Origin of the sequence: Pseudomonas sp. BMS12 (assembly GCF_001592875.1) — a bacterium.
Classification (GTDB): Bacteria; Pseudomonadota; Gammaproteobacteria; order Pseudomonadales; family Pseudomonadaceae; genus Aquipseudomonas.
Genome location: NZ_LSOF01000018.1, coordinates 143,542 through 168,235, shown reverse-complemented (window position 1 = coordinate 168,235; position 24,694 = coordinate 143,542). Strand labels below are relative to the sequence as shown.

Sequence of the window (24,694 nt, the reverse complement as noted above, 5' to 3'; positions counted from 1 at the left end):
CGACCGTCAGTTTGAACAGGTCATCGCCGCAGACCTGGGCATAGCCGATCACCGGCTTGTGCAGTGTCGAATCCCAGGTATGCCCGGATTCATCATTGGGCCGTACCAAGCCCACTTCACTTTGCGTCGAGCCGCCGGTACCAACCGATTCGTCCACCACGACATGGGCGCGATAACCCAGTTCGAAGCAGGTGATCTTCGGCCCGTCATCCTCGAAGCCAATCACCTTGCCCAGATCGACATAGGCCTTGTCGTAATCACCGTCCTTGTCATAGACGGTCACCTTGACCTTCAGCACCCCGTCAGCCAGCTCTTTCAGAGCATCGTGGTCATTGCCATCCCAGCCATGGTTGATCGCCTCGTACTGCCACAGCGTGACATCGCCGCTGCTTTCATCCATGTGCAGGCGGAACACGATGTCACCACTGGCGTCTTTGCCGACCACGTCATCACCATCGCCATAGAGCTTGATGATGCCGCCATCGGTAGCACTCAACCCCGACAGTGCGCCTTGGCTGAAGCTGAACTCGAAGCTGCGCTTGCTGACGTCCTCCTTGTCGGAGCCCGCGTCGACCGTCAGTTTGAACAGGTCATCGCCGCAGACCTGGGCATAGCCGATCACCGGCTTGTGCAGTGTCGAATCCCACGTATGCCCGGATTCATCATTGGGCCGTACCAAGCCCACTTCACTTTGCGTCGAGCCGCCGGTGCCAACCGATTCGTCCACCACGACATGGGCGCGATAGCCCAGTTCGAAGCAGGTGATCTTCGGCCCGTCATCCTCGAAGCCAATGGCCTTGCCTACATCGACATAGGCCTTGTCGTAATCACCATCGTTGTCGTAGACCGTCACCTTGACCTTCAAGACACCATCGGTGAGTGTCTTCAAGGCATCGTGATCATTGCCATCGGCACCATGCTTGATCGCTTCGTATTGCCATAGGGTGACGTCGCCATCGTCCTCGTCGATGTGCAGCCGGAATACGATATCGCCAGTGGCATCCTTGCCCACCACGTCGTCACCGTCGGCGTAGAGCTTGATAGCCCCACCCTCGGTGGCATAGAGCCCGGAATAGACCGCATTATTGAAGCTGAACTCGAAGGTGCGCTTGCTGGTATCTTCCTTGTCGGAACCGCCGTCGACCGTCAGTTTGAACAGGTCGTCACCGTCCACCTTGGCGTAGCCGATGACCGTCCCGTCCGGTCCCCACCAGTGTCCGAACTCGTCGGCCGCAAAAGCAAAGCCAGGCTCGCTCTGGGTCGAGCCTGTGATCCACACGGACTCATCGACAATGATCCGCGCACACTCTTCCAGCGTGAAGCAGGTGATCTGCGGGCCGTCGTCCTCGAAACCAATCACATTGCCCAGGTCCAGAACATCCGAGGCTGCCGGGTCGCCATCGCCATCGACGATGGTCACGCTCACATTAAGCGCACCTTGGGTGATGGTCTTGAGGCTGTCGTGGTTGTTCCAGTCAAAGCCATGATCGATGGCCTCGTACTGCCACAACGTCACGCTGCCGGTGCCTTCGTCGATGTGCACCCGGAAAACGATATCGTCGTCCGCATCCTTGCCGATCACATCAGCGCCATCCATGTACAGGCTGATGGCACCTCCATCGGTCGCGCTCAGCCCGGAGTAGACACCTCCTCCCTCCGACTCACCCTCACCGCCAAGGCTCAAACTGAAAGTCCTGGAGGCCTCGCCATCGGCACCTGGGTCAACGCTCAGATTGAACAGCCATGCACCAGGCACTTTCGAGAAACCGATGGCAGTCATGCCATCTGGGCTGGGCGTCTGGAATATCTCATCGAATGGAACCTGCTTGCCCCACAGCTCATTTTGCAGCGAGCCATGCAGCCCAACGGATTCATCGGCAATGACCTTGAAGTGGCGATCGATCTCGAAGTCGAGAATGGCCGGGCCATCGTCGTAAATAGCGATATTCAGTGGCACCGCCGGAGAAACATCTCCGTCGCCATCAATGACGCGTACGGAGAAGGGATCCAGCAGTTGATCATCCGCCCCAACCGCCCCCGCAATGGAGTGGTCGAGCGTGTTATCGGTCAAGGTGTAGGTCCAATTACCCGCCGCATCGAATTCGATCACGCCGTACTTGCCCTGAACCGTACCGCCGCCCTGGACATTGATCCACACGCCGAAGGTGTCCAGCACCTGAATCGCCGAAATGCCGTCCGGAGAGTTGATCAGCAGGGAACCAGAAATGCTTTCCGGCCCAACCCCGGCATTGGAGCCTGGTTGATGGTCCACGTTACCGGGAGCAGCACCATCGAGCTCAGCCTCCTCGACAATCCCAGGCCCTGTTACCACCTGGCCTTCCTCATCGAAATAGATGATTTCAACCGTTGGAAGGAAATCCACTTCGGCAGTGACGATAGGTTCGGGGTCAGGGAACTCCGGCCCAGTGTTCAGCCCCTCGGTAGGGAACCCAATGGTAGGGTCAAGCGCGCCACCTACTTCACCCAGCAGGACAAAGCTGTGGCCACTGCCAGCCAAGCCTCCACCACCCCCGCCAGCGCCACCGGCGCCCGGACCTGCAGCAGTGGCTTCACCTTCCTGGGTCGGGTCGACACCGGCCTGGATTGCAGCCTGCAATTGCTCGACATCGGTCAGATCGGAATCGGAAGGAGTGGGAGGCGCCTGATCCTGTACCGCGGTGTTGGAACCATCGGCACCCGCGAGCATCTGTTCGTTGAGTCCGAGATTGCTATCACGCCCGAGCGTGAGCATCTCGCCATTGCTCATGCTGACGGCAACCGCGCCGCTGGCACCGGTTACCAGTTGCTCGCCGGCGTAGACACGATCACCCTCGACTAGCGGTCGACGCGTTCCATCGCCTGCTACCGCAAAGACCTCGCCGACAACCTGGCTGACGACACCAATTAAAGTAGCCATGATTCCTTCCTCCGCACTACAACTGCCGACCACCGCCGACACGTTTCAAAAGGGCCAAACCACCTTTCGAACCGGGGATTACGTGCGAAGAGAACGCTGAAAAATCGAACGGCGCGATTAAGCATTTTCAAACGCGACAAAAAAGTGTCGCCCTTACAGCACCGAACTACTCCACCAGCTACATCCCCGCCCCTTATTCTCAAAATCTTGTTTGACCATCTGCCTTAGCTACGAAACGACCTTAAATGCCCGTTTTTCGCGGCTTACAGAAGAAACAATGTGCCCGTTCTCACAGAGTGCATAAGACTTATTTCTCATAAACCTTGTGCCAATTTTTTCTTAGCTACACTGGAGGATGTTCTTAGCTGTGAAGTTATAGGCCCGACCCGCCAACACCGGGCAAGAACCGTCACTTTTTTGGCGACAGGAACAGAGCATAAAATAAAGGAGCAATCCAATGCGCGCTCTCACACCGCTATGCAGCAGCATCCTCCTGGCTATTGCCTGTAGCCAGGCCCAGGCCATGACTCTCTCGGAAGCCATCCAGAGCACCATAGACAACCACCCTGAGCTGCACGCCAGCATGAACGACCGCCTATCCGCGGACGAAGACGTGAAAGTGGCCAAGGGCGGCTATCTACCAACCGTCGACTTGCTGGCCGGTTATGGTCGCGAGCAGACCGACAGCCCCAGCACCCGGGCCCTGGGGGATCACAACAAGGAAACGCTGAACTATCGCGATGCCGAGCTGCGCTTGCGGCAGATGCTGTTCGACGGTTTCAACACGCCTAACGAAGTCGCGCGCACCAAGTCAGTGGTCGACTCGCGTGCCTACTATGTGCAGGGCACATCCGAGAGCCTGGCGCTACGCACCGTCGAGGTCTACCTGGACGTACTCAAGCGGCGCGAGATGGTGGCGTTGGCGGAGAACAACCTGCAGGCGCATCTGCGGGTCAACGATCAGATCACCCTGCGCAGTGATCGCGGCGTCGGCAGCAACGCCGACCTCGACCAGTCCAAGGCCCGCCTGGCCCTGGCCGAGAACAACCTTTACACCGAGCAGGTCAACCTTGCCGACGCCGAGGCCAACTTCTTCAGCGCCACCGGGCGCATGCCCGATGAGCTGGAAACGCCAGCCAGCATCAAGGGCGAAATCCCTGAAGACCTTGCCACGGCACGCCAGGGCGTGATGGACAACAACCCCTACCTGAAGTCTGCCCAGGCCGATGTGTATGCCGCCGAGAAGCAGTATGAAGTGGCCAAAGCACCCTTCTACCCGCGTTTCGATCTCGAACTGGCCACCACTGCCGACGACAACACCCAGGGCGACGAAGGCCACTACAACACTTGGCGCGCCGCCGTGGTGATGAACTACAACCTGTTCAACGGCATGCGCGACAAGGCTCGCCTGCAATCGGCGGCACACCAGATCAACCAGTCCATGGATATCCGTAACAACGCCCTGCGGGTTCTCAACGAGAACCTGATGCTCGCCTGGAACGCCATGGAGAACGCGCGCAAGCAGACCGATAAAGCCCGCGACTATGCCGACTACTCGGCACGCTCACGCGAGGCCTACCAGCAGCAGTTCGGCCTGGGCCAACGCACCCTGCTCGACCTGCTGGACAGCGAGAACGAACTCTTCACCGCCAACCGTCGCTACACCGAGGTGCGCTACACCGAAGAGTTCTCCATGTACCGCCTGCTGTCTGCAATGGGCGAGCTGCTGCGCAAGCAGAACGTCGTGTTACCGGCCGAAGCTGTAGCCCTCACCGAAGTGAAGAGCGAGGCCCGCCTGCCGGAAATGAAGTAGTCCCGGCGAAGATGCTGCCCGGCTCCAGGGCCGGGCAGCCTCTCAGGAGTAGTGCACTTGACCACCATGGAGCGGAGACCCTCCGACGACCAGCGGCAGAGTCACGACGACCCGCTGCTCGACGGTCTGTTGATCCTTTGTACCCTGCATGACTGCCCCGCCAGCCGCGCCAGCCTGACAGCTGGCCTGCCGATGCCGGAGCAGCGACTGAGTGCCGAGCTGCTGCCACGTGCGGCGGCCCGTGCCGGCTTGCAGGGGCGTATTCTGCGGCGCGAACTCGGCGCCATTTCCCCTCTCAACCTACCGGTACTGTTGCTGCTGAAAGACGGCCGCAGCGCCGTACTGCGCAAGATGGGCCCGAAAAACCAGTTGCTGATCCTGCCCTGCGAAGCCGAAGGCGGCGAGCAGTGGGTCAGCCGCGATCACCTGGCCCTCGAATACAGTGGTCAGGCTTTCTTCGCCAAACCGCGCCACGAACTGGAAGAAGTCCGCACGCCCCTGGTACCCAGGGTCGAAGCCTGGTTCCGCGACACCCTCAAGCTGTCGCGTTGGCTGTATACCGATGCCGTACTGGCCAGCCTGCTGATCAACCTGCTGGGCCTGATGGTGCCGCTGTTCGTCATGCAGACCTACGACCGGGTAGTGCCCAACCAGGCCACCTCCACCCTCTGGGTGCTGGCCATCGGTCTGTTCATCGGCACCGGTTTCGAGCTGTTGCTGCGGGTACTGCGCGCCTACCTGCTGGATGTGGCCGGCAAGAAGACCGACGTGGTGCTCTCCGCCACGCTGTTCGAACGCATCACCGGTATGTCGATGAAAGCCCGCCCCGCCACAGTCGGCGGCTTTGCCCAGAGCATTCACGACTTCCAGGGGCTACGCGAATTCCTCACGGCGGTGACCCTGACCAGCCTCATCGACCTGCCCTTCTCGCTGCTGATGATCCTGGTCATCGGCCTGCTCGGCGGCTGGCTGGTGGTCATCCCGCTGCTGGCCTTCCCCATCACTGCCATCTTCGCCCTGATCATCCAGAGCCGCCTGCGCGACACGGTGCAAAAGAGCCTGGCTCTGGGCGCCGAGCGTCAGGCCCTGTTGATCGAGACCCTGGGCGGCCTGGAAACCCTCAAGGCCTGCAGTGCCGAGAGCGAGCGCCAGCACCGCTGGGAGAAAACCCACGGCGCCCTCACCCGACTGGATAGCCATTCGCGCTTCCTCGCAGCCCTGGCCACCAATGGCACCATGTTCCTCCAGCAATTCGCCGGCATGGCCACCATCGTGTCCGGGGTCTACATCATCATCGCCGGCCACCTCAGCGTGGGTGCGCTGGTGGCCTGCTACATGCTCGGCAGCCGGGTCCTGTCGCCACTGGGGCAGATCGCCGGGCTGATCACCCGCTACCAGCAGGCGCGGCTAACGATGACCAGCACCGATGCCCTGATGACCCTGCCGCAAGAACGCGACACCAAACAACGGCCCCTGGAGCGTACGCGCCTGAAAGGCGCCCTGGACATCAGCCAGATGAGCTTCAGCTACCCCGGGCAAAGCATCCCGGCCCTGAACAAGGTGAGCCTGCACATCAAGGCCGGTGAACGGGTCGGCATCATCGGTCGCAGCGGCTCGGGCAAGAGCACCCTGGCGCGGATGATCATGAACTTCTACACCCCCGACGAGGGGCAGATCCTGCTCGACGGTCTCGACCTGCGCCAGCTCGACGTCGCCGACCTGCGCCACCAGACCGGCTACGTCGCCCACGACCTGCCGCTGCTGGCTGGCAGCCTGCGCGACAACCTGACCCTAGGCGCTCGCTACGTCAGTGACAGCCGCATGCTGGAAGTGGCCGACCTCTGCGGGGTATCGGACCTGGCCAGACAGCACCCACAGGGCTTTGATCGCCCGGTGGGCGAACGTGGCCAACTGCTTTCCGGTGGCCAGCGTCAGGCGGTATTGCTGGCCCGGGCGATGCTGCTGGACCCACCGATTCTGCTGCTCGATGAGCCTACCAGCGCCATGGACAACTCCAGCGAAGACGCCCTGCGCCAGAAGCTGCACAGCTGGACCCAGGGCAAGACCCTGCTGCTCATCACCCACCGCAACTCGATGCTCAGCCTGGTCGATCGCCTGATCGTGCTGGACTACGGCCACGTGGTCGCCGATGGTCCCAAAGAGGCCGTCATCGACGCCCTGCGCAAGGGCCGAGTCGGCCCTGCAGCCGTCTAGCAGGCTGTTGAAAAACGTTAGCGAGGCAGGCTGGCCTAGGCAAAAACAGCCGAAAAAAGCGCAGTTTACGAGCTGTAAATGAGCATTTTGAGGCTGTTTTTAACAACGGCCAGGCAACGCAGGTAGTTTTTCAACCGCCTGCTAGCCAGGAGACGAGACCATGGACCTGAGCCAATCCCTGCGCGACTACTTCGGCAGCCTCAACCGGCAGAAGCAGGACACCGAATTCATGCCGGAAGTGGATGGCGCGATGCTGGAAGACTCTCCCTGGCTGGCCCGGGCCACCGTCTGGAGCGTCAGCATCTGCCTGATCGTGGCCTTGCTCTGGGCCAAGTTCGCGGTGCTGGAGGAAGTCACTACCGGCGAAGGCAAGGCCATTCCGTCCAGCAAGGTGCAAGTCATCCAGAATCTGGAAGGCGGCATCGTTACCGAGATCTTCGTCCGCGAAGGCCAGGTGGTGGACAAAGGCGACGTGCTGCTGCGCCTGGATGCCACCCGTTTCATTTCCAACAAGGGCGAAACCGAAGCCGACCGCCTGGCACTGCAGGCCAGGGTCGCGCGACTCAGTGCCGAAGCCGAAGGCCGACCGCTGGCGCTACCGGAGGAACTGGTGCAGCAGGCACCGCAACTGGTCGAGGACGAAATGGCCCTGTACAGCTCACGCCAGCGGCGCCTGGAAAGCGAGCAGAACACCCTCAGGGAACAGCTGCGGCAGAAAACCCAGGAGCTGGCAGAGTTTCGCGCCAAGGCCCAGCAGTACCGCTCCAGCCTTGGCCTGATCCAACAGGAACTGAACATGTCGCAGCCACTGGTGGGCACCGGCGCCATTTCCGAGGTGGAGATTCTGCGCCTGCGGCGTAGCGCGGTTGAGATGCGCGGCTCCCTGGATGCCACCACCCTGGCCATCCCCAGGGCCGAAGCCGCCATGCAGGAGATCGAGAGCAAACTCAAGGAATCGACCCTGACCTTCCAGACCGAAGCGCTGAAAGAGCTCAACGAGGTCCGCACCGAACTGAAGAAAATCACCTCCACCAGTGTCGCCATCCAGGACAGGGTCAGCCGTACCACCATCGTCTCGCCGGTACATGGCGTGATCAAAGTGCTCAAGGTCAACACCATCGGCGGTGTGGTGCAGCCCGGCGATTCGATGGTGGAAGTGGTGCCCCTGGAAGACAACCTGCTGATCGAGGCTCGCGTGCGCCCGCAGGACATCGCCTTCCTGCATCCCGGGCAAAAGGCCATGGTCAAGTTCACCGCCTACGACTTCACCATCTACGGCGGGCTCAAGGCCAAGCTGGAGCTGATCAGCGCCGACACCATCACCGACGAGGAAGGCAACAGCTTCTACCTGATCCAGGTGCGCACCGACAAAAGCCACCTGGGCAGCGACGAGCATCCGCTGCTGATCATCCCCGGCATGGTCGCCACCGTCGACATCGTCACCGGTCAGAAGAGCGTGCTCGACTACCTGCTCAAGCCGGTCCTCAAGGCCCGCTCCGAGGCGCTTCGCGAGCGCTAGCTGCGACGCGCTACTCGGGGCGGGTCAGCAAGCCGACCAAGCGACGCGTCAACGGAGCGACCAGCAGCACAGTCGGAAACGCGAACAGCCATGCCGCCAGCCAGGCACTCAACCAGGTTTCGATGAAGCCCGGACCGGCGCCCAGTACCCGTAGCGTGGACACGGCAGAAACCAGAAGCGACATAAGCCCGGAAAGGATCAGGGCAAACAGCACTGGCGTGTATCTGACAGGAATCATCACGCCACCTCCTGGCCTTGGTGGCCCGTAGCATCCTGCATGCGCAGTAGCGTCTTCGCGAAGGTCACGCCAAACATCCGAGCCGTCTTGATATCACCTGGCACAAAGGCATGTCCGGGCGAGGCTTTCTCGGCCTGGGCCATCAGCCCGGACCAGGAACCCAGTCGGTTAGCCGCCTCGTTTTCGGGGACGCCATTGAGCTGTTCGGGAAGAACCGGGTTGCCTACCCAGAGCAGGCCATGCTGCATGGCGAAGACGAACAGCGACAGCAAGGTGGACTGCTTGTCCCCGGAGGCGAGCGACGAAACGCTGAAGCCGGCCGCCAGGCGTCCGCGCAGGCGCTGATGACGCCACAGCGGCCCGGTGGCGTCCATGAAGGCCTTGAACGGCGCGCTAACCCCACCGAAGTAGGTGGAGGAGCCGAGAATGAATCCGTCATATTCAAGCAAGGCATCCGGCTCTTTCAGCAGCGCCTGGGCCTGCAGCAGGTCTGCCTGGACGGACGGAACAGTGGCAATCCCGGCGAGAATCTGTTCGGCGATGAACTCGGTATGCCCATGGGCACTGTGGTAGATGATGGCGACTTTCTTCATGACGTGCGCTCCAGGAATCTGAACCTATAGAAGCCTCTGAGAAGGCGTAAGTTGAGGCTACAAATTCAAGTTGACTTGAGGTCAAGCACTTATTGCGGCGGTCATGAGCCGCGCATTTTCATCGCGGGCCGCGGCCTGGCGAATACGGGGCCGGATACCGTATTCGCTCAGCCGCCATGGTTACGCCTGAAGGTTTCTTGCCCCATCGCTGCGATCTGCCCTTCGATCAGGGCCTCGAAAGGCCGCAGCAATTCGGCGAAGCAGCGTGGCGCTTCCTGTAGTTCGAGAGCCGCGACTATCGCCTCGATGGTCGCCAACGCCCCCTCGCCTGGTGCCTTGCGCAGGCGGTAGCGCGAGGTCAGGCCGGCAGGCAGGCAAACCCGTGGCAACGCAGCCAGCACGGGATTGAGGTGCAGCAGCTTGCGTGCCTTGCGCCAGGTACCGTCCGGCACCACCAGCAGCAAAGGCCGGTCATCTGCCTCGGCCATGGGCAGTGGCAGGGGCTGCGCCGTTTCGCCGGGAAACAGCAGGCAGGTGCGGTAGGCGGGGTCCAGCCACTGCTGCAGCTCGGCGAAAGTCTCGCCCACCTTCAGCTCGGCATTTTCCAGGCCGAGCGCAGCCAGACGCGCGGTATTGAGGGCATGCCCGACCTCGTCCGGGTGCTGCAGGATCAGCACCCGGGTACGGCTCGACAGACGGGGAATCAGGTGACAGAGACAGTGGCTCTGCGGGCGAGCGCAGCGCTCGCAACGAACACGGGACATGACAGGCAACCTCCGCCGCGCAGTGTGCCACAGGCGGCGGAGGTTGCCGCCATCAGCGGTTGAAGCGCTCCGCCAGGCTGTGCAGGTACTCGGCCATCTGCTCCAGTTCCTGGCTGATACCCACGCCTTGCTGGGCCTGGCCGGCGCTGTGGTCGGAGAGCTGGGCGATACGGGTGATCTGCCGACTGATGTCTTCAGCCACATGCGCCTGCTGCTCGGAGGCCGCAGCCATCTGCTGGCTCATGCCGGTGATGCGTGTGACCGCCTGACTGATGCCATCCAGCGCTTCGCGCACCTCCTCGACACTGCGCACGCTGTCGCGGGAGATTTCCTGGCCGCGACTGGCGGTGTTCACCGCCTTGTCCGCACCACTGCGCAGCGAAGAGATGATCTGGTGGATTTGCTCGGTGGACTCGCGAGTGCGCCCGGCCAGAGCCCGCACTTCGTCGGCTACCACGGCGAAGCCGCGACCCTGCTCGCCGGCCCGAGCCGCTTCGATGGCGGCGTTGAGGGCCAGCAGATTGGTCTGCTCGGCGATGGAGGTGATCACATCGGCGACGCTGCCGATCGACTGGGTCGAGGAAGCCAGTTCGTTCACCGCCTGACCGATTTCCTGCACCGCGCCGGCCATCTGCTGCATGGCCTGCAGGCTGCCACCAGCCAGGCTGCGCCCTTGCTGGGCCAGGCGATCGGCTTCCTCGGCCGCATGCGAGGTATTCTGGACGTTGTGCGCCACCTCCTGAATGGTGGCTGCCATTTCATTGATGGCGGTGGCCGACTGATCCGTCTCGCTGCGCTGCTGCTCCAGCAGATCGGCACCGGAGCGCGACAGCTCGGACGACTGTGCCGCGCGCTTGCGCACGTTCTCGCCGGCATCCTCAAGACGGGTCAGCGCCGTCTGCAGGCGCGCTTCCTCGCTGATCATGGCCATGTCCAGCAGCGCCTGGGCGCCACGGTTGTCGCTGTAGGTGAGTGCGACCAGGGCGCTGGTGAAGGCCTTGGGATGCTCGGCCAGGGTCCCCCGGATCAACTGGCGCTTGCTGTACAGCTGGTAGGAGCCGAGGGCAAACATCACCGCGACAATGAATGCCAGCAGCCAGGGGCCACTGAGCACCCAGTGGCCGGCGAGTATCACCAGCCCCGCCAGGATCAGCGGCCAGGAGCGCACGATGTCATAGGTCCAGTATTCCAGCTTCGGCACCGGCGGCTTGCCTGCACGCAGCCGCGCATAGAGCGCCTCGGCGCGCCTTTTCTGCGCCTCGCTGGGCACCGAGCGCACCGACTCGTAGCCGGACATCTTGCCGTTCTCGTAGATCGGCGTCACATAGGCGCTGACCCAGTAATGATCGCCGTTCTTGCAGCGATTCTTGACGATGCCCATCCAGGGTTTGCCCTGTTTGATGGTCTCCCACATGTGGCCGAACACCCCTGGCGGCATGTCGGGATGACGCACGATGTTGTGCGGCTCGCCGACCAGCTCCTCGCGGGAAAAGCCGCTGATCGCGACGAAGGCATCGTTGACGTAGGTGATCTTGCTGTTGAGGTCGGTGGTGGAAATCAACCGCTCAGCATCGGTAAAGGTACGCTCGCGCTGAGTGACAGGCAGGTTCTGACGCATGGGCTGACCATCCCTGGGTAATGGTGGCAGAGGACTGCACGACTAACACCCATTTGGTCTAGCACATACGTACCGATACAGCACAAGGCCACCATCAAATAACCTGAAAAAAAGTGCGGCCTCTCCAGCCGCACTCAATTCAGGCGATCAGATCCGCCTTGCGCCGGTAGGGAAACACGTCGATCACCTTGCCGGCGCGGATCGCCTCCTGCAGGCCTTTCCAGTAGTCGGCGTCGTACAGATCCCCGTGCAGCTGGCTGAACAACCGGCGCTGGCCGAGATCGACGAACAGAAACGGCGGGAACTCCTCTGGGAACACATCCAGCGGCGCCACCGAGTACCAGGGCTCGGAGGCCATCTCGTCCTCCGGGTAGCGTGGCGGCGGAATGCGGCGGAAGTTGATCTCGGTGAGGTAGCTGATCTCGTCGTAGTCGTAGAACACCACCCGACCGTGGCGAGTGACGCCGAAGTTCTTCAGCAACATGTCGCCAGGGAAGATGTTGGCGGCGGCCAGCTGCTTGATGGCCAGGCCGTAGTCCTCCAGCGCCTCCTTCACCTGCGCCTCGTTGGCGTGCTCCAGGTAGATGTTTAGTGGGGTCATGCGTCGTTCGGTCCAGCAGTGGCGGATCAGCACGGTGTCGCCGTTCTCGATCTCCACCGTGGACGGCGCCACTTCCAGCAGTTCGGCCAGGCACTCGGGCTCGAACTTGGCCTTGGGGAAGCGGAAGTCGGCGAACTCCTGGGTATCGGCCATGCGCCCTACCCGGTCGACGCTCTTCACCAGGCGGTATTTCTCGATCACCGTGGCGCGGTCGACGTTCTTCGACGGCGAGAAGCGATCCTTGATGATCTTGAACACGGTGTTGAAGCCCGGCAGCGTGAATACGCTCATGACCATGCCGCGCACGCCCGGCGCCATGATGAAGCGGTCATCGGTGTTGGCCAGATGATTGATCAGCGAGCGGTAGAACTCCGACTTGCCGTGCTTGTAGAAACCGATCGAGGTGTACAGCTCGGCGATGTGCTTGCCCGGCAGGATGCGTTTGAGGAAGCCGATGAACTCCGCCGGAATGTCCACCCGCACCATGAAATAGGAACGGGTGAAAGAGAAGATGATCGAGACTTCCGACTCGTCGGTGATCAGCGTATCGATCTGAATGCCCTGACCTTCGCGATGCAGCAACGGGAACACCAGCGGCCACTGCTCGTCCGGGGTGAAGATGCGCCCTACCAGGTAGGCGCCCTTGTTGCGATACAGGGTCGAGGAGAACAGCTCGATGGTCAGCGCCTGGTCCTTGCACACCCAGTCCGGCAGGTTGCTGCGCAGCTGCTGTTCGAGCTTGCCCAGATCACGCTCCAGATCCTCGTAGCCGACACCGTAGCGGTAGTCGGTGAAGATCTGCCGCAGCGCCTGGTTGAGGTCGCCGCGCGGGTGGTAGGTGCGCGTCTGCGGCGTGCGTTCCTGGGCGCGCAGCGAAGGCCGGGTGGTGTGGATGAACATGCAGCCATCGCTGATCTGGTCATGGCTGAACAGGCCGCAGAAGATCGAGTTGTACCAGGTCTCGGCCAGCTCATCGTCGTTGCGCAGGTTGATCAGGCTTATGTAGGCGCTCTTGGCCACCGGCCACAGGTCGATGTCCAGCAGCTGTTCATCGGCGAAGGCCTCGCGCAGGCGCTCGCTGACTTCGGCGACCTTCTCCTCGTAGAGGTTGATCCGCGCAGCCGAGGCGGCTTGCGCTTCCTGCCACTGGGCCTGCTCGAACCGCGCACGGGCGCCGTTGGTGATCTCGCGAAAGTGCGCGCGATAGTCGTCGAAACCGTCGAGGATCATCCGGGCGATATCGGCGGCTGGCCGTTGCTGCGACATGGGAAAGCCTCTGCTGCATGTGCGGGAACCGCGAGCTTAGCCAGTGCCGGCGTCGAGGAAAAGCCACCCGGGCAAAGAGTCCGGCGAGTCAGTTTGCGTACGGACGCGAAATGCCTGCCGCCTCGGCTCAGGCGCAGAGAATGATCTGCTCGGCGTCGATCAGCAGCTGCACCGCCTGCCCTTCCTGCAGACCCTGCGCCTGAGCGGTGCTGAGCACGGCGACCAGCTGCCCACCCCCGTCGAGTTCGACCACCGCCTCGGTGTGCTCGGCGTCCGCATGCAATTCAGCCAGGTGGCCATGCAGGCGATTGTCGCCGTTGCCCGAGGCCGCGTCCGCAGCCAGCAGATGCACCCAGGGCGCCTTGATCAACGCGCACAACTGGGCGCCCGCCTCCAACCCGAGCCGCGCGGTGCTGGCATGGGTGATCAGCGCGTGCAACACCTGGCCGCCGGCCAACTGAAACTCGACCCGGTCGTTGAGCCCCTCGGCCTGCACGCTGAGTACCTGCCCGGCCAACTGGTTACGCGCACTGCTGCGCAGGTTGAGGCGCTCCATCAGCTGCAGCAGCGACTCCAGCTGCAGGTCTTCACCCAGGCGTTCGAGAAAGCGCCGGTGCTCCTCCTGATAGCGCCGGTAAGACTCGATCAGTTGCTGCCCCGCTTCGGTCAGGCGCGTACCGCCCCCGCCCTTGCCGCCCACCGAGCGCTGCACCAGGGCGCTGCCGGCGGCGTTGTTCATGGCGTCCACCGCATCCCAGGCCGCCTTGTAGCTCATGCCCATGGCCTTGGCCGCCTGGGTGATCGAGCCGCTCTCGGCAATGTGCGCGAGCAGCTCGATGCGCCCCTGGCCTGCCAGGTTCTTGCCGTTGCGGGTGATCCAGAGTCGTCCGTCGAGCTTCATTGCCGTCCTGCTGTTCTGCCGTTCGGGCGGATAGTAGTCGCATGCGCGGGGCGGAACCAACGCCGCCGCACGCCGGCACAACTGGCATCAGCGCGGGGCAGGAGTGCCGCGCGCGCACCGTTTTGGTTCCTGAAAGCGCCCTCCGCGCTGCAGGGAAACTGCCCGCGATTCACGCGCAAGCCGCACCAGCACTGGCTTTCACAACATCTGGCACAGTCGATGCTAATGATCGATCAAGCCCAGGGTATCGGGCCGCCCAATCGATCAAAGGCGATCGAGCAGTCGCATCCAGGCGGCGGGCACAACGATCTCTCCGACGAGATCCACAGAACAGGCAAAGGCGCCTGGAACCGCGAGGTTTCAGGCGCCTTTTTTATTGCCGCGGAAAAACCTGATGAGCTTTGGCCGGGAACAACTATGAACACCACAGTCGCCTCCACTGACAAGCAAAGGCTGATCGTCGTCGGTAACGGCATGGTTGGCCACAACTGCGTCGAACAGCTGCTCGAGAGCGGTGCTCTGGATCACTACCAGATTCTGGTATTCGGTGAAGAGCGCCAGCGCGCCTATGACCGCGTACACCTGTCCGAGTACTTCGGTGGCCGCGACGCCGAATCCCTGGCCATGAGTGATGCCGCCCTCTACGAGAAGGCCGGCCTGACCCTGCACCTGGGCACCCCGGTGCTGGAGATCGATCGTTCCCGCCGCGAAGTCATCACCGCCAAGGGCGCCTTCACCTACGACAAACTGGTGCTGGCCACCGGCTCCTACCCCTTCGTGCCGCCGATCGAAGGTGCCGAAGGCGACTTACGTCTGGTCTACCGCACCCTGGAAGACCTCGACGGCATCCGCGCCGCCGCCAAGGGCAAGCGCCGTGGCGTGGTGGTCGGCGGCGGCCTGCTCGGCCTGGAAGCGGCCAACGCCCTGAAGTCCCTGGGCCTGGAAGCCCACGTCGTGGAGTTCGCCCCGCGCCTGATGCCGGTGCAGCTGGACGACTTCGGTGGCGCAGCCCTGAAGCAGCGCATCGAGGACCTGGGCGTCGGCGTACACCTGTCCAAGGCCACTCAGAGCATCAGTGCCGGCAGCGAGTACCGCTACCGCATGAACTTCGCCGGCGATGACTTCCTGGAGACCGACCTGATCGTGTTCTCCGCCGGCATCCGTCCGCAGGACGCCCTGGCCCGCGCCTGTGAGCTGGAGCTGGGTGCCCGTGGTGGCGTAGCGATCAACGACCAGTGCCTGACCAGCGACGAGCGCATCTACGCCATCGGCGAATGCGCGGCCTGGAATGGCAGCATCTTCGGCCTGGTCGCCCCGGGCTACCAGATGGCCCGCCTGGTGGCGGCGCAGCTGTGCGGCCAGGAAGGCCAACCCTTCCTCGGCGCAGACATGTCGACCAAGCTCAAGCTGCTCGGTGTCGACGTCGGCTCCATCGGCGACGCCCACGGCGCCATGCCCGGCGCCAAGAGCTACCGCTACATCGACGAGGCCACGGCCAGCTACCGCCGTTTGGTCGTGTCCGCCGACGGCAAGCAAGTCCTCGGCGCCGTACTGGTCGGCGACAACAGCTACTACGACACCCTGCTGCAGTACGCGCAGAACGGCATCAAGCTGCCGGAAGACCCGGCCAGCCTGATCATGCCGGTCGGTGACGGCGCTCCGGCCCTCGGCGCCGACGCCCTGCCGGACACCGCCACCATCTGCTCCTGCCACAACGTCAGCAAGGGCGCGATCTGTTCCGCCATCGACGGTGGCTGCACGGATCTGGCCGGCATCAAGTCCTGCACCAAGGCGGCCACCGGCTGCGGCGGTTGCGCGGCGCTGCTCAAGCAGGTGTTCGAGCACGAACTGACCGCCCGCGGCGTGGAAGTCGACAAGAGCCTGTGCGAACACTTCGCCTACACCCGCCAGGAGCTCTACCACTTCGTTCGCGTCGAGGGCACCGAGAGCTTCGAGGAACTGCTGGCCAAGCACGGCAAGGGCCATGTCGGCTGCGACATCTGCAAGCCGGCGGTGGGCTCGATCCTCGCCTCGTGCTGGAACCGCCCGATCATGAACCCGGCGCTGGTGGCCCTGCAGGACACCAACGACACCTTCATGGCCAACATGCAGAAGAACGGCACCTACTCGGTGGTGCCACGCATCCCGGGTGGCGAGATCACCCCGGAGGGCCTGATCGCCATCGGCGCCGTGGCCAAGAAATACGACCTCTACACCAAGATCACCGGTGGCCAGCGTATCGACCTGTTCGGCGCCCAGCTGCACGAACTGCCGGATATCTGGGGCGAACTGATCGCCGCCGGCTTCGAAACCGGCCACGCCTATGGCAAGTCGCTGCGCACCGTGAAGAGCTGCGTCGGCAGCACCTGGTGCCGCTACGGCGTGCAGGACAGCGTCGGCATGGCGCTGCACTTGGAAGACCGCTACAAGGGCCTGCGTTCGCCGCACAAGATCAAGTTCGCCGTCAGCGGCTGCACCCGCGAATGCGCCGAGGCGCAGAGCAAGGACATCGGCGTGATCGCCACCGAGAACGGCTGGAACCTCTACGTGTGCGGCAACGGCGGCATGCGCCCGCGCCACGCCGAGCTGTTCGCCACCGACCTGGATGACGAAACCCTGGTGCGCTACATCGACCGCGTGCTGATGTTCTACATCCGCACCGCCGACCGGCTGCAGCGTACCTCGGTATGGCGCGAGTCGCTGGAGGGCGGCCTGGACTACCTCAAGGCAGTGGTCATCGACGACAGCCTGGGCCTGGCCGCCGAACTGGAAGCGCAGATGCAGCTGGTGGTCGACCGCTACGAATGCGAGTGGGCCAACGCCCTCAAAGACGAGGAGAAGCTCAAGCGCTTCCGCACTTTCGTCAACGAAAGCGGCGGCGACCCGGACATCCACTTCGTCCGCGAGCGCGGCCAACGCCGCCCGGCCCGTGACAACGAACTCGAACTGATCCCCGTAACCGTGGAGACCGTGTGATGAGCCAGACCAGTACCCTTGCCACTCCCGCCCAGGCTGCCTGGAAAACCCTCTGCTCGCGCGCCGACCTGGTGCCCAACTCCGGCGTGGTCGCCTGCGTCGAAGGCCAGCAGGTGGCGCTGATCTACCTGCCCGACACCGAGCAGCAGGTCTTTGCCATCGGCAACCGCGATCCCAAGTCCGGCGCCAACGTGATCGGCCGCGGCATCGTCGGTCACCTGCAGGGCGAACTGGTGATCGCCTCGCCGCTGTACAAGCAGCACTTCCGCCTGAACGATGGCGGCTGCCTGGAATACCCGGAGCAGCAGCTGCCGGTATGGCCAGTGCGCCTGCACGGCGACACTGTGGAAATCGGCCTGAGCTGAAACCATGTGCCCCCGCTCCCGCGGAAGCGGGAGCCCACGTGCCACGGTCATCTAGATTCCCGCCGGCACGGGAATGACGGTGAGCCGAGCTACGCCGTTCAAGAAAGCGCCGCACCTGCTTAGCACAGGCGCGGCGTTTTTCTTGGCGCGACACTCCTCGTAGCGAAGAAAGCGCTGAACACCACTCATCGTCACTCCCGCGCAGGCGGGAGGCCAGATGCCGCCGACTCCAGGTTCCTGCCGGTTATCCAGTCGTTACACCTGTAGAGCCCCTTCGGCCGCAAACCAAACTCAGTGCGCGAGGCCTATCGCGGCTGAAGCCGCTCCCACAAAAATTCCCTGCCCGACTTCATCGCGAGCGTTATATAAATAAAAACATTACGATAGTGCGCCGCCCCAGCCGCTACCCAAGGAACCGTCATGCAACGCCGCCCTCGCCTTCGTCTGATGTCCCTGCTGACCCTGGCCGTCTTGTCCGGCCAGGCCCATGCCGAAACCGTGCACGTAGCCGTCGCCGCCAACTTCACCGCGCCGATGCAGGCCATCGCTGCCGACTTCGAGAAGGCCAGCGGCCACCAGGTGCTCGCGGCCTACGGCGCGACCGGGCAGCTGTATGCACAGATCAAGAACGGCGCGCCCTTCGAGGTGTTCCTGGCCGCCGATGCCAGCACGCCGGCCAAGCTGGAAAACGAGGGTGAGAGCGTGCCGGGCTCGCGCTTTACCTACGCCACCGGTGCCCTGGCGCTATGGTCGAGCCAGGCAGGTTTTGTCGACGACAGCGGCCAGGTGTTGAAGAGCGGTCAGTTCCAGCACCTGGCCATCGCCAACCCGAAGACCGCGCCCTACGGCCTCGCCGCCATGCAGACGCTGGTCAAGCTGGGCCTGAACCAAGCCGTGGCGAAGAAGCTGGTCGAAGGGCAGAACATCGCCCAGGCCCAGCAGTTCGTCGCCAGCGGCAATGCCGAGCTGGGCTTCGTCGCCCTGTCGCAGATCTATAAAGATGGCAAGATCATCGGCGGCTCGGCCTGGCGGGTGCCGGCCGAGATGCACGACCCGATCAGGCAGGACGCGCTGATCCTCGCCAAGGGCAAGGACAACCCGGCGGCCAAGGCGCTGATCGGGTACCTGCAGGGCGACAAGGCGGCTGAGGTGATTCGCGCCTACGGGTATCAGCCGTAGCGGCCGGATAACCAACTCCGCTAGTGTCACTAGAGCGCTGAATTGCAGATGAACGCCCCCAGTGGTAGCGGCTTTAGCCGCGATAAGGCAACGCAGAAGCGTCGCGGCTGAAGCCGCTCCCACGGGAAGCTGTAACGCACCCAGAAACATGCGCAGGCCGCGCAACCAAACGAAGAAGAGACGCGCAATGCCCCTGTCCAGTGCCGACTTCGGCGCCATCTGGCTGACCCTGCAACTGGCGACGCTGACCACCCTGCTCCTGCTGCTGTTCGGCACGCCGCTGGCCTGGTGGCTGGCGCGCACGCAGTCGCGGCTGAAGGGGCCGATCAGCGCCCTGGTCGCCCTGCCCCTGGTGTTACCGCCGACGGTAATCGGCTTCTACCTGCTGGTCGCGCTGGGGCCGCACGGCCCGATTGGCCAGCTCACCCAGAGCCTCGGCCTGGGTACCCTGGCCTTCAGCTTCGCCGGGCTGGTGGTGGGCTCGCTGTTCTACTCGCTGCCCTTCGTGGTGCAGCCCATCCAGAACGCCTTCGAGGCCATCGGCACGCGCCCACTGGAAGTCGCCGCGACCCTGCGCGCCAGCCCGCTGGACTGCTTCTTCACCGTCGTCGTGCCACTGGCCAGGCCCGGATTCTTCACCGCGGCGGTGCTGGGTTTCGCCCACACCCTGGGCGAGTTCGGCGTGGTGCTGATGATCGGCGGCAATATCCCGGAGCAGACCCGCGTGGTGTCGATCCAGATCTTCAACCACGTCGAAGCCATGGAGTACGCCCAGGCCCATTGGCTGGCCGGCGGCATGCTGCTGTTCTCCTTCGCCATCCTGCTGGCCCTGCACTGGCGTGGTCGACCACAGCCGGCGAGGTACTGAAGCATGAGCGACCGCCTGCAGATCGCACTGCGCCTGCCCTATCGCGACTTCCAGCTGGACGTCGACCTCGACCTGCCCGGCCGGGGCGTCACCGCCCTGTTCGGCCCCTCCGGCTCCGGCAAGACCAGCCTGCTGCGCTGTGTCGCCGGTCTGGAACGCCCGCCCCACGGCCTGCTGCGTATCAATGGCGAGCTGTGGCAGGACAGCCAGCGAGGGCACTTCCTGCCACCGCACCGCCGTGCCCTGGGCTATGTGTTCCAGGAGGCGAGCCTGTTCGAGCATCTGTCCGTGCGCGGCAACCTGGAATACGGCCGCAAGCGCATCCCGACCCGCGAACGGCGCATCGACCTCGACCAGGCCCTGGCCCTGCTCGGCATCGAGCACCTGCTCGAACGCCTGCCGGCGCGGCTGTCCGGTGGCGAACGGCAGCGCGTCGGCATCGCCCGCGCCCTGCTCACCAGCCCGCGTCTGCTGTTGCTGGATGAACCCCTGGCAGCCCTCGACCCGCAGCGTAAACAGGAAATCCTGCCCTACCTGGAACGCCTGCATGACGAGCTGGACATGCCCATCCTCTATGTCAGCCACGCGGCCGATGAAGTTGCGCGCCTGGCCGACCACCTGGTCCTGCTGGAAAGCGGCACAGTACGAGCCAGCGGCCCGGTCGAACAGTTGCTCGCCCGCCTCGACCTGCCCCTGGCACAGAGCGAGGATGCCGGCGTGGTGCTGCAGGCACGGGTAACCGGCCACGATGCCGACTACCAGCTGCTGCACCTGGCCCTGCCGGGCAACGAGCAACGCCTGCGCATCGCCCATGCGCCGCAGCCCAACGACACCACCCTACGCCTCAAGGTGCAGGCTCGCGACGTCAGCCTGAGCCTGGACCGGCCAGAGCACAGCAGCATCCTCAACCTGCTGCCAGTCACCGTGCACAGCCTGGCTGAGGCGGACAACCCCGCCCACGTGCTGGTGCGCCTGGACATGCACGGCACACCACTGCTGGCGCGCATCACCCGCTACTCGCGCGACCAGCTCGGCCTGCACACCGGCCAGCAGCTGTGGGCGCAGATCAAATCGGTGGCGCTGCTGGCCTAGCGCCGGATCGTGGGAGCGACTGGGACACTCCGCCTCAGTCGCGATGCTTTGCCGCTGCGCCAATCGCGGCTAAAGCCGCTCCCACGGTCACGCCTTTCCTGGCCTGCCTCATCGCAGCTGCAGCGCAATGTCTCGGGGCAGCGTAGAAGCGTCGCGGCCAAGGCCCCTCCTACATAAAGCCGTTCAGCTGCGCGGGAGGGCAATCGCCTCCACAAAGTGCTGATTTCCTGATAGCAGCTCGACAACCGCCTTAGCCACGAGTAGCAGGCTCGAGCAGACCCTGAGCGTGCATCAGATCGGGGCAACACCTGCACCGTGAGCAGTCATCGCACAGCGTGCGCAACCGCTCGGCAGTCGCAGAAAACCCTGAAACAAAAGGCCTGGCGGCCATTCTCCGAAACTGGCACAGGCCCTGCATTAGCCATCCCGAACGCCACTCGCAGCAGTGGCAGCCTGTTCGGTCAACGGCGATCGAGCGGCCCTCCGGGGTCTTCGGCAACAGAATTACAACGAAGTACGAACAGGCAACGGCGCCTGGCACCGCAAGGTTCCAGGCGCCTTTTTTTTGCACATGCCACACACACCCAGGCCGCCGCTTCGGTGATACAGCTCCCCCTGACAGAAGAGAGAACCGCATGTCCTACCTAATCCCCTCTGAGTTCGCCTCGAAGATGGTCGACGCCGGCGAGTCGAAGATCTACATGTCCACCCGCGATACGCTGATCCGCGCCTTCATGGCCGGCGCCATCCTAGCCCTGGCCGCGGTGTTCGCCGTGACCATCACCGTGCAGACCGGCTCGCCGCTGGTGGGTGCCATCCTCTTCCCGGTCGGCTTCGTGATGCTCTACCTGATGGGCTTCGACCTGCTCACCGGGGTGTTTGTCCTCACCCCCCTGGCCCTGCTGGACAAACGCCCCGGCGTGACCGTGCAAGGCGTGCTGCGCAACTGGGGCCTGGTGTTCACCGGCAACTTCGCCGGGGCACTGACCGTGGCCTTCATGATGGCCTTCGTCTTCACCTACGGGTTCTCCACCTCCCCCGGCGCGGTCGGCGAGAAAATCGCCCACATCGGCGAGGCCCGTACCCTGGGCTATGCCGAATACGGCCTGGCCGGCTGGCTGACCATCTTCGTGCGCGGCATGCTGTGCAACTGGATGGTGTCCATGGGCGTGGTTGGCGCAATGATCTCCACCTCGGTCAGCGGCAAGGTCATCGCCATGTGGATGCCGATCATGCTGTTCTTCTTCATGGGCTTCGAGCATTCGGTGGTGAACATGTTCCTGTTCCCCTCGGCCATCATCATGGGCGGTGGTTTCTCGGTGATGGACTACATGATCTGGAACGAAATCCCCACTGCGCTGGGCAACCTGGTCGGCGGCCTGGCCTTCACCGGCCTGACCCTCTACGCCACCCACGTGAAGACCGCGCCCAAGCGCGCCCTCAGCTAAGCCTGGCGGCCCCTCGCGGGGCCGTGCGCTGACGTAGGCTGGGTTAGCCACTTGGCGAACCCAGCGCTACACCGCCCTTACCATGGGAGGCCCATGATCTACGAGCAAGCACCGCCGCAACTCGCCGTCTCCCTCGGCCAGCACTCCTCCAAGGGCCGCAAGGAAGACAACCAGGACTTCCACGGCGCCTGCGTACCCTGCCAACCGCAGCTGTCCAGCAAGGGCATCGCCATCGCCATTGCCGACGGCATCGGCAGCAGCGCGGTCAGCCACATCGCCAGCGAGGCGGCGGTGGCCAGCTTCCTAGCCGACTACTACTGCACCTCCGACGCCTGGTCGGTGAAGAAATCCGCCCAGCGCGTGTTGATGTCGATCAACTCCTGGCTGTACGCCCAGACCCGGCAGAGCCAGTACCGCTACGACATGGACCGCGGCTATGTCTGCACGCTCAGCGCCATGGTCATCAAGGCGCGCACCGCGCACCTGTTCCATGCCGGCGACACCCGCGTCTGCCGCCTGCGCGCCGGCAGCCTGGAGCAACTCACCGAAGAGCATCGCCTGTGGGTTTCGCGCGAGACCAGCTACCTCAGCCGCGCCCTCGGCATCAGCCCGCATCTGGAACTGGACTACCACAGCTTCGCCGTCGAGCCGGGTGATGTGTTCCTGCTCAGCAGCGACGGCGTCCACGAACACCTCGACAGCGCCACTCAGATCGCCCTGCTGCACGAGCACGGCGATGACCTCGACGGTGCCGCCCTGGCCATGGTCGAAGCGGCCTACCACAACGGCAGCGACGACAACCTCACCGTGCAGCTGCTGCGCATCGAGCAGTTGCCAGCCCAGCAGGCCAGCGAACTGCAGCAGCAGCTGGACGAACTGGCTCTGGCGCCGCACCTGCAGCCACGCATGGAGTTCGACGGCTACCGCATCGTGCGCGAGATCCACGCCAGCAGCCGCAGCCATGTCTACCTGGCCCTGGACGGCGACACGCCGGTAGCGCTCAAGGCGCCGTCCGTGGAGCTGCAACACAATCAATCACACCTCGAACGCCTGCTGATGGAGGAATGGATCGCCCGGCGTATCGACAGCCCCTACGTGCTCAAGGCCCCCGCGCAAACGCGCAAACGCCATTACCTGTACAGCGTCTGCGAATACGTCGAAGGTCAGACCTTGCGCCAGTGGCTGATCGACAACCCGCGCCCCGGCCTGGCCAGGGCGCGCAGCCTGATCGAGCAGATCGCCCGCGGCCTGCAGGCCTTCCATCGCCTGGAAATGCTGCACCAGGACCTGCGCCCGGATAACGTGCTGATCGATACCAGCGGCACCGTCAAACTGATCGACTTCGGCTCGTCCCGCGTCGCCGGGCTGGTCGAGCAACTGCCCGAGGCCTCCCTCGACCCACTGCCTGGCACCGTCCAGTATATGGCCCCGGAATACTTCCTCGGCGAGGCCGGCTCGCCGCGCTCGGACCAGTTTTCCCTGGCGGTGATCGCCTACCAGCTGCTCAGCGGCGAGCTACCCTACGGCCCCGACGTGGCCAAGTGCCGAACCCGCGCCGCGCAGAATCGCCTGGCCTACCGCCCGCTACGCGATGCCGAGCGCGAGCTGCCGGCCTGGATCGACGATGTGCTGCGCAAGGCCCTGCACCCCGCCCCATACAAGCGCTACGAAGAGCTCTCCGAGTTCGTCCACCAGCTGCGCCAACCCAGCAACGAGCTGCTGCGCAAACACTGCCCACCGCTGCTGGAACGCAACCCAGTGCTGTTCTGGCGCAGCACCGCGTTGGTGCTGGCCGCGCTGCTGGCCTGGCAGCTGCTCAGCGCCTGATTGCCGGAGCCCTGCGGTGAAGGCAAGCAGCGGCCCGCCCTGCAAGCGCACAGCCCCGCATTTGTAAAATGCGGCTGCCTTCATCGGCCTGCCCAATCGCGACTGAAGTGGAGTGTCGCCCAGTCGCTCCCACACTGGCGCATGCGGGGAGCGAGTCGCGCTCGACTCAGGCCAATTGGTCAGATCCGGCTGAACTTTGCGACGGCGCCAAGCGGCGGAGCCGATGCGACGTTGGTCTTCTCGGCGATCAACCCAACCCACACCAGCGCACAGACCAACTTTATTGTGGGAGCGACTGGGCGACACTCCGCTTCAGTCGCGATGCTTTGACCTTGGCCGTACGAATGCCGGGTTTCACTTCGCTCTACCCAGCCTAACGGCTGGGACCAAACCCATTCTCTTAGGCACCCCTGCACGGAATCGCTTGTGTAGAAGGGGCCTTGGCCGCGACGCAGGCAGCGCCACAGACGGTCGCGGCCAAGCCCCCTCCTACAA

General features: G+C 63.7%; 16 protein-coding genes and 2 pseudogenes. 10 read left to right on the top strand and 8 right to left on the bottom strand.

What is annotated here, in order from left to right:
- On the bottom strand, positions 1-2,917 hold a 2,917-nt coding region (locus AYB31_RS17430), incomplete at its 3' end, for a retention module-containing protein (RefSeq protein ID WP_153020741.1).
- 457 nt (positions 2,918-3,374) lie between these two features.
- Here AYB31_RS17430 and AYB31_RS17420 point away from each other — a divergent pair.
- From AYB31_RS17420 to AYB31_RS17410, 3 genes are all read left to right on the top strand, one after another.
- Positions 3,375-4,730, top strand: coding sequence for a TolC family outer membrane protein (locus AYB31_RS17420; RefSeq protein WP_068830040.1), 1,356 nt, complete (start codon positions 3,375-3,377; stop codon positions 4,728-4,730).
- A gap of 66 nt (positions 4,731-4,796) precedes the next feature.
- Positions 4,797-6,944: a type I secretion system permease/ATPase gene (locus AYB31_RS17415; protein ID WP_082805349.1), complete on the top strand. Its 2,148-nt coding sequence runs from the start codon at positions 4,797-4,799 to the stop codon at positions 6,942-6,944.
- Between the two features lie 160 nt (positions 6,945-7,104).
- The gene (locus AYB31_RS17410; protein WP_068830037.1) at positions 7,105-8,463 is read left to right on the top strand and encodes an HlyD family type I secretion periplasmic adaptor subunit; all 1,359 of its coding nucleotides are present in this window, start codon (positions 7,105-7,107) and stop codon (positions 8,461-8,463) included.
- A 10-nt stretch (positions 8,464-8,473) separates the two neighbouring features.
- Here AYB31_RS17410 and AYB31_RS17405 read toward each other — a convergent pair whose 3' ends face one another.
- From AYB31_RS17405 to AYB31_RS17380, 7 genes and pseudogenes are all read right to left on the bottom strand, one after another.
- Positions 8,474-8,701, bottom strand: a complete 228-nt coding sequence (locus tag AYB31_RS17405) for a DUF2798 domain-containing protein (RefSeq protein WP_068830035.1) — start codon at positions 8,699-8,701, stop codon at positions 8,474-8,476.
- Positions 8,701-9,294, bottom strand: a complete 594-nt coding sequence (locus tag AYB31_RS17400; protein WP_068830034.1) for a flavodoxin family protein — start codon at positions 9,292-9,294, stop codon at positions 8,701-8,703. Before AYB31_RS17400 ends, AYB31_RS17405 begins: the two co-directional genes overlap by 1 nt.
- Positions 9,295-9,461: 167 nt before the next feature.
- Complete coding sequence (locus AYB31_RS17395) at positions 9,462-10,058, bottom strand: tRNA-uridine aminocarboxypropyltransferase (RefSeq protein WP_068830032.1); 597 nt, start codon at positions 10,056-10,058, stop codon at positions 9,462-9,464.
- A 52-nt stretch (positions 10,059-10,110) separates the two neighbouring features.
- Positions 10,111-11,079: pseudogene (locus AYB31_RS22380) on the bottom strand (methyl-accepting chemotaxis protein); the annotation flags it as partial.
- A 318-nt stretch (positions 11,080-11,397) separates the two neighbouring features.
- Positions 11,398-11,676, bottom strand: a pseudogene (locus AYB31_RS22375) (PAS domain-containing protein); the annotation flags it as partial.
- Between the two features lie 139 nt (positions 11,677-11,815).
- Positions 11,816-13,543 (bottom strand): bifunctional isocitrate dehydrogenase kinase/phosphatase, encoded by a 1,728-nt coding sequence (aceK, locus tag AYB31_RS17385; protein WP_068830029.1) that lies wholly within the window; start codon positions 13,541-13,543, stop codon positions 11,816-11,818.
- Positions 13,544-13,670: 127 nt separating this feature from the next.
- The gene (locus tag AYB31_RS17380) at positions 13,671-14,444 is read right to left on the bottom strand and encodes a TOBE domain-containing protein (RefSeq protein ID WP_068830027.1); all 774 of its coding nucleotides are present in this window, start codon (positions 14,442-14,444) and stop codon (positions 13,671-13,673) included.
- Positions 14,445-14,861: 417 nt separating this feature from the next.
- Here AYB31_RS17380 and nirB point away from each other — a divergent pair, with 417 nt between their 5' ends.
- The 7 genes from nirB to AYB31_RS17345 all read left to right on the top strand — a co-directional run bounded on the left by nirB (position 14,862) and on the right by AYB31_RS17345 (position 24,199).
- Positions 14,862-17,420: a nitrite reductase large subunit NirB gene (nirB, locus tag AYB31_RS17375; RefSeq protein WP_068830025.1), complete on the top strand. Its 2,559-nt coding sequence runs from the start codon at positions 14,862-14,864 to the stop codon at positions 17,418-17,420.
- On the top strand, positions 17,420-17,785 hold the full coding sequence (nirD, locus tag AYB31_RS17370) for a nitrite reductase small subunit NirD (RefSeq protein ID WP_068830023.1): 366 nt from the start codon (positions 17,420-17,422) through the stop codon (positions 17,783-17,785). The genes nirB and nirD overlap by 1 nt, the downstream gene beginning before the upstream one ends.
- A 420-nt stretch (positions 17,786-18,205) precedes the next feature.
- Positions 18,206-18,964 (top strand): molybdate ABC transporter substrate-binding protein, encoded by a 759-nt coding sequence (modA, locus tag AYB31_RS17365; RefSeq protein ID WP_068830021.1) that lies wholly within the window; start codon positions 18,206-18,208, stop codon positions 18,962-18,964.
- 148 nt (positions 18,965-19,112) lie between these two features.
- Entirely contained in the window at positions 19,113-19,832 is a 720-nt protein-coding gene (modB, locus tag AYB31_RS17360) for a molybdate ABC transporter permease subunit (protein WP_236715575.1), read from the top strand.
- Between the two features lie 3 nt (positions 19,833-19,835).
- Positions 19,836-20,924 carry a molybdenum ABC transporter ATP-binding protein gene (modC, locus tag AYB31_RS17355; RefSeq protein ID WP_068830013.1) on the top strand — a complete coding sequence of 363 codons (1,089 nt, stop codon included), beginning with the start codon at positions 19,836-19,838 and terminating at the stop codon, positions 20,922-20,924.
- Between the two features lie 635 nt (positions 20,925-21,559).
- Complete coding sequence (locus tag AYB31_RS17350; RefSeq protein WP_068830011.1) at positions 21,560-22,372, top strand: formate/nitrite transporter family protein; 813 nt, start codon at positions 21,560-21,562, stop codon at positions 22,370-22,372.
- 93 nt (positions 22,373-22,465) lie between these two features.
- Positions 22,466-24,199: a bifunctional protein-serine/threonine kinase/phosphatase gene (locus AYB31_RS17345; RefSeq protein WP_068830009.1), complete on the top strand. Its 1,734-nt coding sequence runs from the start codon at positions 22,466-22,468 to the stop codon at positions 24,197-24,199.
- Positions 24,200-24,694: the final 495 nt, after the last annotated feature.

Excerpts from the sequence above, each read along its gene's own strand:
- AYB31_RS17420 (WP_068830040.1), top strand. The coding sequence starts at position 3,375 with ATGCGCGCTCTCACACCGCTATGCAGCAGCATCCTCCTGGCTATTGCC.
- AYB31_RS17415 (WP_082805349.1), top strand. The coding sequence starts at position 4,797 with ATGGAGCGGAGACCCTCCGACGACCAGCGGCAGAGTCACGACGACCCG.
- AYB31_RS17410 (WP_068830037.1), top strand. The coding sequence starts at position 7,105 with ATGGACCTGAGCCAATCCCTGCGCGACTACTTCGGCAGCCTCAACCGG.
- AYB31_RS17405 (WP_068830035.1), bottom strand. The coding sequence starts at position 8,701 with ATGATTCCTGTCAGATACACGCCAGTGCTGTTTGCCCTGATCCTTTCC.
- AYB31_RS17400 (WP_068830034.1), bottom strand. The coding sequence starts at position 9,294 with ATGAAGAAAGTCGCCATCATCTACCACAGTGCCCATGGGCATACCGAG.
- AYB31_RS17395 (WP_068830032.1), bottom strand. The coding sequence starts at position 10,058 with ATGTCCCGTGTTCGTTGCGAGCGCTGCGCTCGCCCGCAGAGCCACTGT.
- aceK (WP_068830029.1), bottom strand. The coding sequence starts at position 13,543 with ATGTCGCAGCAACGGCCAGCCGCCGATATCGCCCGGATGATCCTCGAC.
- AYB31_RS17380 (WP_068830027.1), bottom strand. The coding sequence starts at position 14,444 with ATGAAGCTCGACGGACGACTCTGGATCACCCGCAACGGCAAGAACCTG.
- nirB (WP_068830025.1), top strand. The coding sequence starts at position 14,862 with ATGAACACCACAGTCGCCTCCACTGACAAGCAAAGGCTGATCGTCGTC.
- nirD (WP_068830023.1), top strand. The coding sequence starts at position 17,420 with ATGAGCCAGACCAGTACCCTTGCCACTCCCGCCCAGGCTGCCTGGAAA.
- modA (WP_068830021.1), top strand. The coding sequence starts at position 18,206 with ATGCAACGCCGCCCTCGCCTTCGTCTGATGTCCCTGCTGACCCTGGCC.
- modB (WP_236715575.1), top strand. The coding sequence starts at position 19,113 with ATGCGCAGGCCGCGCAACCAAACGAAGAAGAGACGCGCAATGCCCCTG.
- modC (WP_068830013.1), top strand. The coding sequence starts at position 19,836 with ATGAGCGACCGCCTGCAGATCGCACTGCGCCTGCCCTATCGCGACTTC.
- AYB31_RS17350 (WP_068830011.1), top strand. The coding sequence starts at position 21,560 with ATGTCCTACCTAATCCCCTCTGAGTTCGCCTCGAAGATGGTCGACGCC.
- AYB31_RS17345 (WP_068830009.1), top strand. The coding sequence starts at position 22,466 with ATGATCTACGAGCAAGCACCGCCGCAACTCGCCGTCTCCCTCGGCCAG.